The organism is Nissabacter archeti (genome assembly GCF_018257325.1).
GTDB lineage: Bacteria > Pseudomonadota > Gammaproteobacteria > Enterobacterales > Enterobacteriaceae > Chimaeribacter > Chimaeribacter arupi.
The window spans coordinates 171,349-186,139 of the sequence record NZ_JAERKB010000011.1 but is presented as its reverse complement, the minus strand read 5'-3'; the positions used below and the strand labels follow the sequence as shown (position 1 = coordinate 186,139).

13 protein-coding genes and 1 other RNA gene are annotated in these 14,791 nt (G+C 59.3%); 7 read left to right on the top strand and 7 right to left on the bottom strand.

All coding sequences use genetic code 11. The features are described 5' to 3' along the window. The first annotated feature begins 126 nt into the window (after positions 1 to 126). Positions 127 to 546, top strand: coding sequence for a DoxX family protein (locus JK232_RS16585; RefSeq protein WP_212589424.1), 420 nt, complete (start codon positions 127 to 129; stop codon positions 544 to 546). 97 nt (positions 547 to 643) lie between these two features. Beyond that, positions 644 to 1,663 (top strand): glutathione S-transferase family protein, encoded by a 1,020-nt coding sequence (locus tag JK232_RS16580; protein ID WP_072931779.1) that lies wholly within the window; start codon positions 644 to 646, stop codon positions 1,661 to 1,663. Between the two features lie 45 nt (positions 1,664 to 1,708). Here JK232_RS16580 and JK232_RS16575 read toward each other — a convergent pair whose 3' ends face one another. Further along, positions 1,709 to 2,611, bottom strand: a complete 903-nt coding sequence (locus JK232_RS16575) for a LysR family transcriptional regulator (protein WP_072931777.1) — start codon at positions 2,609 to 2,611, stop codon at positions 1,709 to 1,711. A 106-nt stretch (positions 2,612 to 2,717) separates the two neighbouring features. On the opposite strand from JK232_RS16575, the gene JK232_RS16570 reads away from it, so the two are divergent. Then, positions 2,718 to 3,422 carry a pirin family protein gene (locus JK232_RS16570; RefSeq protein ID WP_072931775.1) on the top strand — a complete coding sequence of 235 codons (705 nt, stop codon included), beginning with the start codon at positions 2,718 to 2,720 and terminating at the stop codon, positions 3,420 to 3,422. Between the two features lie 204 nt (positions 3,423 to 3,626). Here JK232_RS16570 and rnpB read toward each other — a convergent pair. Together rnpB and rsmI are read right to left on the bottom strand one after the other, a co-directional pair. Next, positions 3,627 to 4,005: RNase P RNA component class A (gene rnpB / locus JK232_RS16565), an RNA gene on the bottom strand. 10 nt (positions 4,006 to 4,015) lie between these two features. After that, positions 4,016 to 4,900, bottom strand: coding sequence for a 16S rRNA (cytidine(1402)-2'-O)-methyltransferase (gene rsmI / locus JK232_RS16560; RefSeq protein ID WP_212589416.1), 885 nt, complete (start codon positions 4,898 to 4,900; stop codon positions 4,016 to 4,018). Between the two features lie 62 nt (positions 4,901 to 4,962). On the opposite strand from rsmI, the gene JK232_RS16555 reads away from it, so the two are divergent. The 4 genes from JK232_RS16555 (at position 4,963) to dolP (ending at position 8,688) form a co-directional block, all read left to right on the top strand. Further along, the gene (locus JK232_RS16555) at positions 4,963 to 6,999 is read left to right on the top strand and encodes a penicillin-binding protein activator (protein WP_079205293.1); all 2,037 of its coding nucleotides are present in this window, start codon (positions 4,963 to 4,965) and stop codon (positions 6,997 to 6,999) included. Between the two features lie 93 nt (positions 7,000 to 7,092). Beyond that, positions 7,093 to 7,461 (top strand): YraN family protein, encoded by a 369-nt coding sequence (locus tag JK232_RS16550; protein WP_072931771.1) that lies wholly within the window; start codon positions 7,093 to 7,095, stop codon positions 7,459 to 7,461. Positions 7,462 to 7,512: 51 nt separating this feature from the next. Beyond that, positions 7,513 to 8,103, top strand: coding sequence for a DnaA initiator-associating protein DiaA (gene diaA / locus JK232_RS16545; RefSeq protein WP_072931769.1), 591 nt, complete (start codon positions 7,513 to 7,515; stop codon positions 8,101 to 8,103). Between the two features lie 9 nt (positions 8,104 to 8,112). Continuing rightward, the gene (dolP, locus tag JK232_RS16540; protein WP_072931767.1) at positions 8,113 to 8,688 is read left to right on the top strand and encodes a division/outer membrane stress-associated lipid-binding lipoprotein; all 576 of its coding nucleotides are present in this window, start codon (positions 8,113 to 8,115) and stop codon (positions 8,686 to 8,688) included. 359 nt (positions 8,689 to 9,047) lie between these two features. On the opposite strand, the gene mtgA is transcribed toward dolP, so the two are convergent. From mtgA to mnmL, 4 genes are all read right to left on the bottom strand, one after another. After that, positions 9,048 to 9,776 carry a monofunctional biosynthetic peptidoglycan transglycosylase gene (gene mtgA, locus JK232_RS16535; RefSeq protein ID WP_101828801.1) on the bottom strand — a complete coding sequence of 243 codons (729 nt, stop codon included), beginning with the start codon at positions 9,774 to 9,776 and terminating at the stop codon, positions 9,048 to 9,050. A 2-nt stretch (positions 9,777 to 9,778) separates the two neighbouring features. Beyond that, positions 9,779 to 10,426, bottom strand: coding sequence for a type 1 glutamine amidotransferase family protein (locus tag JK232_RS16530; RefSeq protein ID WP_212589415.1), 648 nt, complete (start codon positions 10,424 to 10,426; stop codon positions 9,779 to 9,781). A gap of 337 nt (positions 10,427 to 10,763) precedes the next feature. Next, positions 10,764 to 13,103, bottom strand: coding sequence for an aerobic respiration two-component sensor histidine kinase ArcB (arcB, locus tag JK232_RS16525; RefSeq protein ID WP_072931763.1), 2,340 nt, complete (start codon positions 13,101 to 13,103; stop codon positions 10,764 to 10,766). Between the two features lie 104 nt (positions 13,104 to 13,207). Continuing rightward, positions 13,208 to 14,152, bottom strand: a complete 945-nt coding sequence (mnmL, locus tag JK232_RS16520) for a tRNA modification radical SAM protein MnmL/YtqA (protein WP_101834009.1) — start codon at positions 14,150 to 14,152, stop codon at positions 13,208 to 13,210. Positions 14,153 to 14,791 lie beyond the last annotated feature (639 nt).

The following is a 14,791-nucleotide window of genomic DNA, read 5'->3' as shown; positions in this document are numbered from 1 at the left end:
ACGCCTCCCCTACACTTCTCTCCATCGAATAGCGAAACAGCCTGATGCCGCGTCATTGCTGGCCTGAGGCGCACAATACCTCACACGGGTGCAGATTGCCCCGGCAAAATAATGGTGAAGAAGATGATGAAGAAATTAGAAGATACCGGTCTGCTGGCGGCACGCATCCTGATGCCAATCCTGTTTATCACGGCGGGTTACGGCAAAATCGGCGGCTACAGCGCCACCCAGCAGTATATGGAAAGCATGGGCGTGCCCGGCTTTATGTTGCCCCTGACCATTTTGCTGGAGTTCGGCGGCGGCCTGGCCATCCTGTTCGGCTTCCTGACCCGTACAACGGCGTTTATCACCGCCATCTTCACTATCCTGACGGCGCTTATCTTCCACAGTAACTTTGCTGATGGCATGAACCAGATGATGTTTATGAAGAACCTGTCGATTGCCGGGGGCTTCCTGGCGCTGAGCGTGGCCGGTGCCGGTGGTTTCAGCCTGGATGCGCTGCTGAAAAAGCGCCTGCTGGCCGCCAAAACCTTAAGCCGGGCGTGATCCGCTACACTTAACGCAGCACATGATAAGGGTAAGTGCCGGGCCGTTCCCGCCTTGCCCTTTTGCCCCCCGCGAATACTGAAGGAAGGAGAGAATCATGGGACAATTAGTTGACGGTGTCTGGCAGGATACCTGGTATGACACCAAATCAACCGGCGGCCATTTCAAGCGCTCCACCTCACAGTTCCGTAACTGGGTCACCGCGGACGGTGAAGCGGGTGAGCATGGGCGCGGCGGCTTCCGCGCCGAGCCGGATCGCTACCACCTGTATGTCTCCCTCGCCTGCCCGTGGGCGCACCGCACTCTGCTGATGCGCAAACTGAAAGGGCTGGAGACGCTGATCCCGGTGTCGGTGGTACATCCGCTGATGCTGGAAAACGGCTGGACGTTCGGCAGTGATTTCCCGGCCGCCACCGGCGACTCCCTCTACCAGCTTGACTATCTTTATCAGCTCTACCTGAAAGCCCAGCCGGATTACACCGGCCGCGTGACGGTGCCGGTATTGTGGGACAAACAGCAGCAGACCATCGTCAGCAACGAGTCCGCTGACATTATCCGCATGTTCAACAGCGCGTTTGATGCCGTGGGCGCCCGCGCCGGGGATTACTACCCGGAAGCGCTGCGCGGTGAGATCGACGATCTCAACAGCTGGATCTATGACAAGGTGAACAACGGCGTCTACAAAGCCGGGTTTGCCACCAGCCAGGCGGCCTATGACACGGCGGTGGAAGGGGTATTTGAGGCGCTGGATCGGCTGGAACAGATCCTGAGTTTCAAACGTTACCTGACCGGTAACCAGCTCACTGAGGCTGACCTGCGGCTGTGGACCACGCTGGTGCGGTTTGACCCGGTGTATGTCACCCATTTCAAGTGCGATCGCCACCGGATCAGCGATTATCCTAACCTGTACGGCTTCCTGCGTGACATCTACCAGATGCCGGGCATTGAGGAGACGGTGGATCTGGCGCACATCCGCAACCACTACTACCGCAGCCATAAAACCATCAACCCGGCGGGGGTGATCTCCATCGGGCCGGAACAGGATCTGCTGGCAGAACATGGGCGCGATACGCGCTTTGGTACGCCGGAGCGTGACGGGGAAACCGACGGGCTGTAAGGGAAAACGTGCGGGGCCGGGCAGTGATGCCCGGCCCCGCCGCCATTATTGCTGAAGGTGCTGGAACAGTTTCGGGATTTCGCGCAGCATCCAGGCTTTCGCCTCGCCCATGCTGTCACGCCGCCACGCCATGATGATGTCCGTTTCACGGTTGTACTCCGCGCTCACCACCCGCAGCCGCCCCTCGGCGATGTCCTGCTCGACCATCGGGTAAGGCATGGTGGCCACACCCAGCCCCGCCAGCAACGCCTGCCGCTTCTCCGCAATGGTACTTACCGTCAGCCGCTGCTGTTTGTCGAGCAACTGCACCGTCAGCACCGGGCGCTCGCGGGCGGTGTCTGCTACCGCGATGCCGCGGTATTTCACGCGGGTAATCTCTGACAAAGGCTCCGGCTCCTGGTGGATCGGGTGGTCCGGCGCGGCCACGTAGACGCTCATCAGCTTATACAGCTTGCGGCTGTTGATCTCGGACGAGGAGCGGAAATGCATGTCCGGCGCGATAACGATGTCCGCCCGCCCCTGCTCCAGCCGCTCCCACGCCCCGGCCAGCACTTCAGTCAGCAACGACACCTGGGTGTTGGCTTTTTGCGCCAGCCGCTCAATCAGCGGGAACAGCTGCACGGCAGGCGACAGCGCCTCGCAGACGATGGTGATGTGCGTCTCCCAGCCGCGCGCCAGCGCTTCGGCATCGGTGGTCAGCTTGTCGGCCGCCTCCAGCAGCACCCGGCCGCGCTCCAGCAGCATCCGCCCGACATTGGTGAATTTTGTCCGGTGGCCTGAGCGGTCAAACAGCACCACGTCCAGCTCCTCTTCCAGCTTCTGCATGGTGTAGCTCAGGGCACTCGGCACACGGCCCAGTTCATCCGCGGCGGCGGCAAAACTGCCGCGGCGATCTATTGCATCCATTACGCGTAACGCTTCCAGCGTCAATGCCCGATCTTTGGCCATGATTCTTCTCTGTCAGGATTTTTGAATATGCCAACCAGATTAACTGGCTAACAATCCGGCGTCCAGACGCTTACCATTTCCCTATTGAATAATGAGAGCCTCAGTCATGATTACTTGCAGAGCAGCCACACAGTGCGGGAAAGCGGACTTTGGCTGGCTTAAAGCCCGCTACACCTTCTCGTTCGGCCACTATTTTGACCCCAAACTCATGGGCTATGCCGCGCTGCGCGTCCTGAACCAGGAAGTGCTGGCCCCCGGTGCCGCCCTGCAACCGCGCAGCTACCCCAGGGTGGATGTGCTGAACCTGATATTGCAGGGCGAAGCGGAATACCGCGACAGCCTCGGCAACCATCTGCGTGCGCAGGCCGGTGAGGCACTGCTGCTGGCCACCCGGCAGGATGTGACCTACACCGAACAGAACGTCAGTTCTGACCAGCCGCTGACGCGGATGCAGCTCTGGCTCGACGCCTGCCCGGAGCGGGTGAGCGATGCCCTGCAACACCTGGCGTTGCGCAGCGCCCCTTGCCAGCTGATCGCCTCGCCGGACGGCGCGGACGGCAGCCTGCAACTGCGCCAGCAGGCCTGGGTGCACCAGCTTGACCTGCATGCGGGCGAGCGCCACACCCTGAGCATCCACGGGCCGCGCGCCTACCTGCAATCGATTCATGGCCGGGTGCAGGCGCATAACGCCGCCGGGGATGAACAGCAATTGCTGGCCTGCGGCGACGGGGCATTTATCTATAAAGAGCAGAGCCTGACTATCGTGGCCGAGAGTGCGATGCGCGCCCTGCTGATTGATTTGCCGACCTGATTACCCGATTTCCCGCCGCCCTTGCGGCAGGTTAAGACAGGCATTGCCTGCACACAGCACCTGTACGTTGATAAACCAGAACGTGAATAAACCAGAAAAACAGCGTGATGCACGATGCCCGGCAACCTGAGCTGTGCCGGGGAGCAGGCTTACGCAAACAGCAAAAAGCCCGGATCAGTTGCCTGATCCGGGCTTTTCTATATGGAGTGGAGTTGACCGGTAAGCCGGGTTCTGTCGTGGACAGTCATTCGTCTAGGCCAGCAATCGCTCGCTGGCTCAAGCAGCCTACCCGGGTTCAGTACGGGCCGTACCATGTGAACCCCTATTTGGCCTTGCTCCGGGTGGAGTTTACCGTGCCATGAACTGTTGCCAGCCATGCGGTGCGCTCTTACCGCACCCTTTCACCCTTACCTGATCCCACTTGCGCGGGCCATCGGCGGTTTGCTCTCTGTTGCACTTGTCGTAGGCTTGCGCCTCCCAGGCGTTACCTGGCACCCTGCCCTATGGAGCCCGGACTTTCCTCCCCTCCACCTGTCTCCCCCGAAAGGGACGGCAGTGAAGCGGCGACTGTCTGGTCAACTCCGGCGCGCATATTAGGCGGTTTCGTCCTGAATGTCACCCTCTTGTTGCGCCAGGGCATAACGATAGAGCGAATTCTTCTTCACACCGTGGATCTCCGCCGCCAGCGCTGCCGCCTTTTTCAGCGGCAATTCCGCCTGCAACAACGCCAGCGTGCGCAGTGCCTCGGCAGGCAGCGCCTCTTCGGTGGACTTATGGCCTTCCACAATCAGCACCATCTCGCCTTTGCGGCGGTTCTCATCTTCCAATACCCAGGCCAGCAGCTCGCCCACCGGCGCGCCGTGGATAGACTCCCAGGTTTTGGTCAGCTCACGCGCCAGCACCACGTACCGATCGGCCCCCAGCACCGTCACCATATCGCTCAGGCTGTCGATCAACCGGTGGGTGGACTCGTAAAAGATCAGGGTGCGCGGTTCCTCAATCAACGCCTGTAGCGTATCCTTGCGCGCCTTGGTTTTGGCAGGCAGGAACCCTTCATAGCAGAAGCGGTCTGAGGCCAGGCCGGCGGCAGAGAGCGCCGCGATGGCGGCGCAGGCCCCCGGCAACGGCACCACACGGATACCGGCCTCACGGCAGCGGCGCACCAGGTGGTAGCCCGGATCGTTAATCAGCGGTGTGCCTGCATCAGACACCAGCGCAATGCTCTGCCCTTCCTGCAATTTCGCCAGCAGCAGTTCCGCTTTCTGCTGTTCATTGTGGTCGTGAAGTGCGAAGAGTCGCGCATTTATTGCAAAATGTTGTAACAGCAGGCCGGTATGGCGCGTATCTTCAGCAGCAACCAGATCCACGCCCTGAAGAACCGCCAGCGCCCGCTGGGTGATGTCACCCAGATTGCCGATAGGGGTCGGCACTACATAAAGCGTTGATGCAGAAATCACTGCCTGATCGTGTTGATTCATTGTTTCGTCCGGAATGCCGATTTAATATTGAGCATCTTGAAAAAAACATCACTGGATACAGTATGCTTTCCTCACATGTCGTTCGACGCCGTAAAGGGCGCTTTGTGCCTGTTCTGCTGGCCGCCCTGATTGCTGCCGGCTGTCAAGGCCCGTCAACCCAGGCCCCGGCCGTCAACATCCAGGACGCGGCAACCGCCGGTTCTGATTACTATCTGCAACAGATGCAGCAAAGCGGCGATGATAACAAGGCTGACTGGCAATTACTCGCCATTCGCGCCCTGCTGAATGAGAAGAAGCTGCCGCAGGCAGCCGAACAGCTCGGCAAACTACCGCAGACGCTCAGTGATGTCCAACGGCAGGAACAGCAACTGCTGACCGCCGAACTGCAACTGGCCCAGGGCAACGCCCCGGCCGCCGCCGGCACGCTGGACGCCCTCCACCCGGATCTGCTCTCTGCCAGCCAGCGCGCCCGTTACTATCAGGCGCTGATTGCTGCCAGCCAGGCGCGCCCCGGTTTGCCGTTGATCCGCGCGTACATTGCGCAGGAACCGACGCTGAGCGGCCAGCCGCACCAGGACAACCTCGACCGTACCTGGATGGCGCTGACCCAGCTGACCCCGCAGGATCTCAGCACGCTGGCGATCAATGCGGATGAGAATGTGTTGCAGGGCTGGCTCGACCTGTTGCGGGTTTATCAGGACAATATGCAAAACCCGGACGCCCTGAAATCCGGCATCCGGGAGTGGCAGACCCGCTACCCGCAAAACCCGGCCGCCAAAACCTTGCCGACCCAGCTGAATAATGTGCTCAACTTCCAGCAGGCCTCCACCGCGAAAGTTGCCCTGTTCCTGCCGCTGAGCGGCCAGGCGCAGGTGTTCGGCAACGCCATCCAGCAGGGCTTTATGGCGGCGCAGAATGGTGTACAGGCCACCCCACCGGCCGCTGCACCTGCCCCGGCTGACCCGGCCGCCGCACCTGCTGACCCGAACGCGGCCCCGGCTGACCCGGATGCGGCCGTCAGCCCGTCGGCACCACCCGCTGATACCGCAGCCGCCCCGGCTGAACCGGCCCCTGCTCCGGTCGCCCCGGCCCCGGCCGTCAGTAATACACAGGTCAAAGTGTATGACACCGACAGCCAGCCGCTGCCCGCGTTGCTGGCGCAGGCGCAACAGGATGGCGCCACGCTGGTGGTTGGCCCGCTGCTGAAAAGCCACGTTGAGCAGCTCGCCACCACCCAGACGCCGTTGAATATCCTGGCGCTGAACCAGCCGGAGAAGGTCACTAACCTGCCGAACCTCTGCTATTTCGCGCTGTCGCCGGAAGATGAGGCGCGCGACGCAGCCCGCCATATCTGGGCGCAACACAAACAGATGCCGCTGGTGCTGGCCCCGCGCGGCAGCCTGGGCGACCGGATTGCCACCGCCTTTGCCGATGAGTGGCAAAAACAGGGCGGCCAGACAGTGCTGAAACAGGGCTTTGGCTCCACCGGCGAACTCAAGCAGGCAATCAACAGCGGCGCAGGCATCCGCCTGACCGGCACGCCGGTTAACCCGGCCCCGGTCGCCGCGCCTGCGGAGCCGCAGGGCGTGACCATCGGCGGCATTACCATTCCGGCACCGCCGACCGATGCGCAGATCAGCGCCTCTGCTGCGCCGTCCGGCAATGTGGACGCGGTCTACATCATCGCCACGCAGGATGAGATGACGCTGATCAAGCCGATGATCGACATGTCCACCAGCTCCCGCAGCAAAACCGCGCTCTACGCCAGCTCCCGCAGCTATCAGGCCGGGGCCGGCCCGGATTACCGGCTGGAGATGGAAGGGTTGCAGTTCAGCGACATCCCACTGCTGGCCGGGGCCAACCCGCAGCTGATGCAGCAGGCCAGCGCGCAATTCCGCAATGACTACTCGCTGGTACGGCTCTATGCAATGGGAATGGATGCCTGGACGCTGGCGAATCATTTCGCTGAACTCCGCCAGATCCCCGGCTTCCAGTTGCCCGGCACCACCGGTGGCCTGAGCGCCAACAGTGACTGTGTGATCCACCGCCAGTTGCCGTGGCTGCAATACCGCGGCGGCGCGCTGGTCGCCGCCAACTGATGGCCCGCGCCGGGGCGCGTTGCCCCGGCCGGGTGAAGAGGGGAAGTAGACAACCGCTGCTTTTCCCCTCAGCATGAAGACAGGACAGACGCCATGCTGACCTCCCCCCCAGGGACACGCGACACCGGCATCGCCTATGAGCAACAGGCACGCCGCTATCTGGAACGGGCCGGCCTGCGGTTTGAGGCTGCCAATGTCAGGGTACGCGGCGGTGAGCTGGACCTCATCATGCGTGACCGGGATACCTGGGTATTTGTGGAGGTACGCTACCGGCGCAGCGCCGCGTTCGGCGGTGCGGCTGCCAGCATCACCCGGCAGAAGCGTCAGCGCCTGTTGTATGCGGCCAGCGTCTGGCTGGCCCGGCGGCAGGCCAGTTTTGACACCTCACCTTGCCGTTTTGATGTGCTGGCCATCACCGGCGAATGCCTGGAATGGTTGCCCAATGCCTTCAATGCGGAATGATATGTTAACCGGTGCTCCCGCCCGGCCCTTTTACTGACTGGATTAACTCACGTGCTGGAAAGAATCAAAGCCTGCTTTACCGAAAGCATCCAAACCCAGATCGCAGCGGCGGAAGCCCTGCCCGATGCCATCTCCCGTGCGGCTCTGACGCTGGTGCAATCCCTGCTGAACGGTAACAAAATCCTCTGCTGCGGCAACGGCACCTCTGCCGCCAATGCCCAGCACTTTGCCGCCAGCATGATCAACCGTTTTGAGACTGAGCGCCCCAGCCTGCCCGCCATTGCCCTCAGTGCGGACAACATTGTGTTAACCGCCATCACCAACGACCGGCTGCATGATGAGGTCTATGCCAAACAGGTCCGCGCCCTGGGCCACGCCGGGGACGTGCTGCTGGCTATTTCGACCCGCGGCAACAGCCGTGATATTGTGAAAGCGGTTGAAGCAGCGGTCACCCGTGACATGACGATTGTCGCGCTCACCGGGTACGATGGCGGCGAACTGGCGGGATTACTCGGCCAACAGGATGTCGAGATCCGTATTCCCTCCCACCGCAGCGCACGCATTCAGGAGATGCATATGCTCACCGTGAATTGCCTGTGTGATCTGATAGATAACACCCTGTTTCCTCACCAGGATGATTAAGGAGCACCAATGAAGGTTCGATTAACACTGGCTGTGTTGTGCAGCGCCCTGCTGTTGCAGGGTTGCGTCGGCGCTGTGGTGGTTGGCAGCGCGGCCGTAGCCACCAAAACCGCGACGGACCCCCGCACTGTGGGCACCCAGGTTGATGATGAAACGCTGGAAGCGCGTGTCAGCAACGCCCTGAGCAAAGACCAGCAACTTAAGAAAGAGGCACGCGTGGTGGTCACGGCGTATCAGGGCAAAGTGCTGCTGACCGGCCAGGCCCCGACCACTGACCTCGCGACCCGCGCCAAGCAAATCGCGATGGGTGTAGACGGCGCACGCGAAGTCTATAACGAAATTCGTCAGGGCACCCCGGTAAGCCTGGGCACCGCCTCGTCAGACACCTGGATCACCACCAAAGTCCGTTCGCAATTGCTGACCAGCGACACGGTGAAATCCTCAAACGTCAAAGTAACTACCGAGAATGGCGAAGTGTTCCTGCTGGGGCTGGTAACGCCGAAGGAAGGCCAGTCCGCCGCGCAGATTGCCAGCCAGGTCAGCGGGGTGAAACATGTCACCACCGCCTTTACCGACCTGAAATAACCGCGCGTGACTGCTGACGGGTGCCATCACGGCACCCGTTTTTTTATGCATTTTTTTGGGGTAACCACAGAGGCCGCGTTGGGGCATCCGTCCCTGAGAGAGCGGATGTGGCCGGCAGCATCAAGGCACCGGCCGGGGGAAGGTGGCCGGCAGCGCGGATGCCGGTCACCGGGCGGGTTTTAATGCCGCAGGGTTGCCTTAATAGCGGAGCTTGCCTGAATGGTCAGGCTTACCTTAATGGCAGGCCTTGCCTGAGTGGCAGGAGTACGCTCAGTGGCCGGGCTCACCGCATTAAAGAAGCGGATTTCCGTGGAAAACAGCGGGCGCGTATCGCCCGGCTGCTTTTCCCTGTGCCCGTACTATAACTGGTGTGCCCGCAGGAACCCTTCCCCACCCAGTTGCCGCATCTGGCGTAAAATCCACTGCTGGCGGCCCCGTACATAGGCTGAGGGGGCCGTGACCTTATAGCGGTGCGGGTTGGGCAGCACGGCGGCCAGTAATGCGGCTTCAGAGGCAGTCAGGCGGCTGGCAGGTTTATGGAAATAGGTGCGTGCGGCCTGTTCCACCCCAAATACCCCGTCGCCCAGCTCCACGATGTTAAGGTAAACCGTCAGGATGCGCCGCTTTGTCCAGACCAGCTCAATCCCGGCGGTCAGCCCGGCCTCCAGCCCTTTACGCACCCAGCTTCGCCCATCCCACAGCAGCAGGTTTTTCGCGGTTTGCTGGGTCAGCGTCGATGCCCCGCGCAGCGAACTGCCCCGGCGCTCATTATGTGACAGCGCTGACTGGATCGCGGCGACATCAAACCCCCAGTGTTCCGGGAAGCGCTGATCCTCTGCCGCCATCACCGCCAGCGCCATCGCCGGGGAGATTTCCTCCATCGGCACCCAGTCGGAATGGGCAACGTAGCTAACGTTACCCGTAAACCAGGCGCTCAGCTGGCGTTCCAGCATCACGGCAGAAAACGGGACCGGCATCACGGAAAAGATCAGGATCAGGCCTGCCCAGAGCGTAATTATCCCGCCTGCCAGCCATTTAAGGCCGCGTAGCCAAAAGCGTGCACCCCAGGGATGCTGTTTGCGCCACATAATCACGCACCTAAAATACGTGTTATGAGCTTATCAATTCCTTGTGAAATATCTGCAACAGAACCGCCTGCCAGAAAGCCCGGTGTGGTCATTATGCGGTGATCATCGTCAATCACGATGTCGTCCGCAGGACAAATCACTGCTTCACCGCCTAATTCCTCAATCAGTTCCGTGCAATCGGGATCGTTCCCTAATGTGACCCTGACCGGAGCCTGCGCCAGTAAGGGCGCCAGGGCAGCACATTTCCCCACCAGACCTATTGTTAACTCTTGCTTATATATTTCCGTGAAGAAGTCCATATAAGCCTGGCTCGACGGCGTCTGTTCGATACTATTTTCTTTCGTTTTAAAGTAAACCGGTACACCGTTTGCAGATAAAATAAGAAGTGCCTCCGGCATAAATTTTTCTCTTTCTGAGAGGTCTGACAAGGGGTAGGAGGTCAGTCCAGTGAAGAGATCTGCTACCTTGCTTCCCTCCTTTTCTTCCTTTTGATTATTATCTTTATTATCAATAGCTTGATCTGATAAAAAAGTGAAAAAAGTCGCCGTGGCGCCGTGGTTTTTCAGCGTGTTTATGACTAATTCTGTTTCATTGATCTCATTTTTATCTGAAAAAGCGTCTCCACAGATGACAACCCCAATCCTTTTCATTTTCCGCCTCCGAAATTTCTTAAAACAACTGCTTGAAGTTTTGTACGAATAAAGACTAATCTACATCACAGATTTTAATGTTTCCTTGAACAAACGCGGCGTCTTTTGCTATTGTTGAAAAACAGTAAAATTTTATTGTGAAAAGTTACCAAAACCTGCGATACCGAAAACCCTCTGATAAGAATCTTCGTGGGTGACCGATTTCCCTGGTGTTGGCGCAGTATTCGCGCACCCCGGCTTAGGCTGGGGTCATTTTTTTCTATGACCCCCACTTTTTTCTGATGCTGCGGCACAGCGTTTTTTCGGCCCCCGGCCTGCTTACGCTGCCCCGTTCCGGTTACGCCTGTTCCGCTTTCGCGACCCATTCACGTAGTACCTGCACATCCTGCGGCCACTCTTGTTTCAGCTCATCGACCCAATCCTGCACGTTGTCCCACCAGGCTGGCAGTGACGGCGTCTGGATCTGCTGTGCCAGTTGCTGGAGGTGCTTCAGCCCCACCGACCCTGCCGCCCCTTTGATTTTATGCGCCTCTTCAGCAATCCCTTTCTCGTCACGCGCGGTCATGTTGGAATCCAGCACCGCCAGGTAGCCCGGCATCATCTGCTCAAACATCTCCAGGCTCTGGTGGATAAGCTGCGGCCCGACCAACTCCATGTACTGCTCCAGCATCGCGACATCAAGAAGTGACTCGTTGGTTTGCATACTTTTTGGCTCCATTTTTTTGCCGGAATGGCGTGGGGGATGATCCCAGAAATGTTTAATCATGGCAGTCAGCGCCGGGACGGAGAGCGGTTTGCTCAGGACGTCATCCATGCCTGCCTCAAGGTATTCGCTTTTGTCTTTCAGCACGTTGGCCGTCAGGGCCACCAGCGGCGGCAGCACCTGATCAACATATTGTTCACGCAGGGTGCGGGCAATATCCAGCCCGGTCATGTCCGGCAGCTGGATGTCCAGCAGCACCAGGTCAAATTCATCCGGATTAAACATCGCCAGCGCATCATGGCCGTTCATGGCCACCTCCACGCTGTTGCCGAGCTTCTCCAGCACTGAACGGGCCACCACCACGTTCAGCTCGATATCTTCGACCAGCAACACATGCAGCGCCGGCAGCGGCAAGGCTTCCGGCTCCTCGCGGCTGGCGGGTTTTTCTTCCAGCGACGGCGCGGTGATGGTCAGGGTGAAGCAAGAGCCGTGCCCCGGCTGGCTGCGCACGGTGATGTCGCCGCCCATGCTCTGGGCCAGCCGCCGTGATACCGCCAGGCCAATGCCGGTGCCGGTGGCGGGCTTGCCGCCGTGCTGATCTTTCACCTGGTAATACATGGCGAAGATTTTGTCCTGCTCATCCTGCGGGATGCCCATGCCGGAATCTTCCACCTCAAAGCGCAGGCGGTTATGCGGCTCATGCCAGACACGCACCACAATCTGCCCTTGCTGGGTGAATTTCACCGCGTTGCCAATCAGGTTCCAGAGGATCTGACGCAGCCGGGTACCGTCGGTGAGGATTTTTTCCGGCAGCGGCGGGTGTGGCTCCATCACAAACTTCAGCCCTTTCGGCTGCACCAGCAGGCCGGTCAGGTTTTCCAGATCGGCCAGGAAGCCGGTGAAATCGACCGGCTGGTTGTCCAGCTGCACTTTACGGCGTTCAATTTTGTCCATTTCGATGATGTCATTGAAAATGTTGCCGAGGGTGATGGCGCTGACGTGGATCGTCTTCAGGTAATTGTGTTGCTCATCATTCAGATCAGTATCGAGCAGAATACGGCTAAGGCCAACAATGCCGTTAAGCGGCGTACGCAGCTCGTGGCTGATGGTAGAGATAAAGGTGGTCTTCTCCCGGCTGGCGTTCTCCAGCGCGTCCTGGTAGCGCTTACGCTCGGTAATATCACGGCCAAAGCCCATCAGCCCGTGGCGTTTGCCGATACGGTCATAAAACGGCACTTTGCGCAGCTCGAAACAGGCTTTGCGCCCGTCCGGGTAGACCAGCCACTGCTCGTAAGTCAGCGAGACGTTATGGCGGAAGACTTTTTCGTCGGTCTCCACCACTTTGGCGGCGATGTCAGGCGTGTAGACATCATACGGCGTCAGGCCGATCAGCTGTTTCTCGCTGCGGCCGGTCAGCAGCTCCATCGCCCGGTTGCAGCCGGAGAATTCTTTGTCTTCATTACGGTAATAGACCAGATCGGGCGAGGCATCCAGGAAAGAGCGCAGCAGTGCCGATTGCTGGCTCAGTTCAATCTGGGCCTGTTCACGGTGCGCCATCTCCAGCTTCAGCTTGTCCACCACCGCCAGGCGCGCCTCTTCCGCCCGGATACGGTCAGTGATCTCCTGGTTAAGCTGGGTGATGTTCTCCTGCAACTGGTGGTTCAGCTCCAGGTCGCGGTGGCGCATCTCTTCCAGCTTGTCCACCAGCCGCGAAAGCCGTTGCCGCGACTCTTCCAGTTGCTCGACCACCACAGACAGAAAGTAAACCGCCCACGGGGTGATCAGCAGGCCAAAGAAGATCGAGCGCACCACATCGATACTCTCGACCTGACCGCGCAACAGCATGGTGACGGCCATCTGGACGATCATCGCCAGCACCACCAACGCCGAGGCCAGCAACAGTGAGAACCGGATTAACCCCAGCTTCACCATCAGATCCACATAATACTGGGCCAATGCCCTGATTTGCTTCATACCTGCTCCTGTCTAACATCTTGCGGTAAATCATACCGTACTTTGCCCGGCAGGGCGGGCACCAACCGCCTGGCCCGGCAAGAGTTTCTTCAGGCTGCGAGATATTACGCAAATTTCGGGGCCGGCGGCCAAAACCGGCGATCGCCCGGCAGCGCCGCGCCCTGCCCGCCATGCTGTTGAAGATAACGGTGGAGTTCCACCTGCGCCGTCCAGCGGTTTTCACACCACAGCGGGGCCAACAGCGTGGGCCGCCGGGCGCTGGCAGAGAGGCGGTGGAAGATCACCTCCGGCGGGGTATGGCGCACCAGCTCACCGGCAATCTGTACATACTCCTCCAGCGGCAACGCAGCCAGCCGCCCGGCCTGCCAGGCACGCGCCAGCGTGCTGCCGGTGACGATGTGCAGCGGGTGGAGTTTTATGCCGTCGATGCCGCTCTCCAGCACGCGATCCAGCGTTTGTTGTGCCATCGCGCCGGTTTCACCGGGCAGCCCCACGATCAGGTGAGCGCAGACCAGAATGCCCCGTGACCGGGCGCGCTGCACGGTGTGCTGGTAACAGCGGAAATCATGGCCGCGGTTTATGCGCCGCAGGGTGGCGTCATGGGCGGTTTGCAGCCCCAGCTCCAGCCACACTTCATACCCCTGCGCCCGGTAGCCGGCCAGCAGGTCAAGCACCGCGTCCGGCACGCAGTCCGGCCGGGTGCCGACACACAACCCGACCATATCCGCCTGCTGCAAAGCCTGCTGGTACATTTGCCGCAGCAGCTGGGTTTCTGCATAGGTGCTGGTGTAGGCCTGGAAATAGGCGAGGTAACGGCGTGCGCGGTTGACCCTGGCAGCCTGCGCCGCCAGCTGCTCCGCAATGCTGAGCTGCGCGGCCGCCTCATCGGCAAAGGAGGCGACGTTGCAGAACGTGCAGCCGCCGCGCCCCAGGGTGCCGTCCCGGTTGGGGCAACTAAAGCCGCCGTGCAGCGTCAGTTTATGGACTTTCTCGCCAAAGCGGCGCTGTAAATAAGGGCCGAACATATTGACTAAGTCGGGCAGTTGCATGATGGTATTTTTGCCTCAGAAAAAGCCCAACACTTTAGCGGCAAATCACTTTTCCTATTATGATGCCGGTCAAGTCCCTCCCCACCGCGACACCTATGGAATAAAAATTCACTATAAACGATAATTAATTCATCTCTGGCCTGATGAATTCTTCTTATCTGCCTCAGGGGGATCATGAGAGAAAATGAAGGGGTAAAAAACAGTGTCAAACCACATACAACGGGGGTTTACCAGAATATAATTCTGCCATTATTACCCGCACTAGCATGGTGCAGAGATTTGGGCCTTGCACTATAGTGATACAGCTCACAACCAACCCACCCCGGCGGCGAGTTTCTGACCGATAAAAACACCTATATTTTTCTTATATTTCATAGAATTAACTCATTAAAATCACAAAAACGCATATCTTAAATACATATTTGACCTGCCTGTTCTTTCTCGCTAAGTTGGACATCCGCTGGAAGCATTCTCGACGGGGCAACAACTCGTCATACTTATGCAGTTATTGAAGACTCCCTCATTAAACAAGTCATAACCCGCTTGTGAGCGCCATCACAAGAGGCCATCGACGGAGGACGTCAGGCCGCGTAATTACGTGCCGGTCATGCAGGTAACCGCCTGCCCCTCCTGAAGATT

Excerpts from the sequence above, each read along its gene's own strand:
- JK232_RS16585 (WP_212589424.1), top strand. The coding sequence starts at position 127 with ATGAAGAAATTAGAAGATACCGGTCTGCTGGCGGCACGCATCCTGATG.
- JK232_RS16580 (WP_072931779.1), top strand. The coding sequence starts at position 644 with ATGGGACAATTAGTTGACGGTGTCTGGCAGGATACCTGGTATGACACC.
- JK232_RS16575 (WP_072931777.1), bottom strand. The coding sequence starts at position 2,611 with ATGGCCAAAGATCGGGCATTGACGCTGGAAGCGTTACGCGTAATGGAT.
- JK232_RS16570 (WP_072931775.1), top strand. The coding sequence starts at position 2,718 with ATGATTACTTGCAGAGCAGCCACACAGTGCGGGAAAGCGGACTTTGGC.
- rsmI (WP_212589416.1), bottom strand. The coding sequence starts at position 4,900 with ATGAATCAACACGATCAGGCAGTGATTTCTGCATCAACGCTTTATGTA.
- JK232_RS16555 (WP_079205293.1), top strand. The coding sequence starts at position 4,963 with ATGCTTTCCTCACATGTCGTTCGACGCCGTAAAGGGCGCTTTGTGCCT.
- JK232_RS16550 (WP_072931771.1), top strand. The coding sequence starts at position 7,093 with ATGCTGACCTCCCCCCCAGGGACACGCGACACCGGCATCGCCTATGAG.
- dolP (WP_072931767.1), top strand. The coding sequence starts at position 8,113 with ATGAAGGTTCGATTAACACTGGCTGTGTTGTGCAGCGCCCTGCTGTTG.
- mtgA (WP_101828801.1), bottom strand. The coding sequence starts at position 9,776 with ATGTGGCGCAAACAGCATCCCTGGGGTGCACGCTTTTGGCTACGCGGC.
- JK232_RS16530 (WP_212589415.1), bottom strand. The coding sequence starts at position 10,426 with ATGAAAAGGATTGGGGTTGTCATCTGTGGAGACGCTTTTTCAGATAAA.
- arcB (WP_072931763.1), bottom strand. The coding sequence starts at position 13,103 with ATGAAGCAAATCAGGGCATTGGCCCAGTATTATGTGGATCTGATGGTG.
- mnmL (WP_101834009.1), bottom strand. The coding sequence starts at position 14,152 with ATGCAACTGCCCGACTTAGTCAATATGTTCGGCCCTTATTTACAGCGC.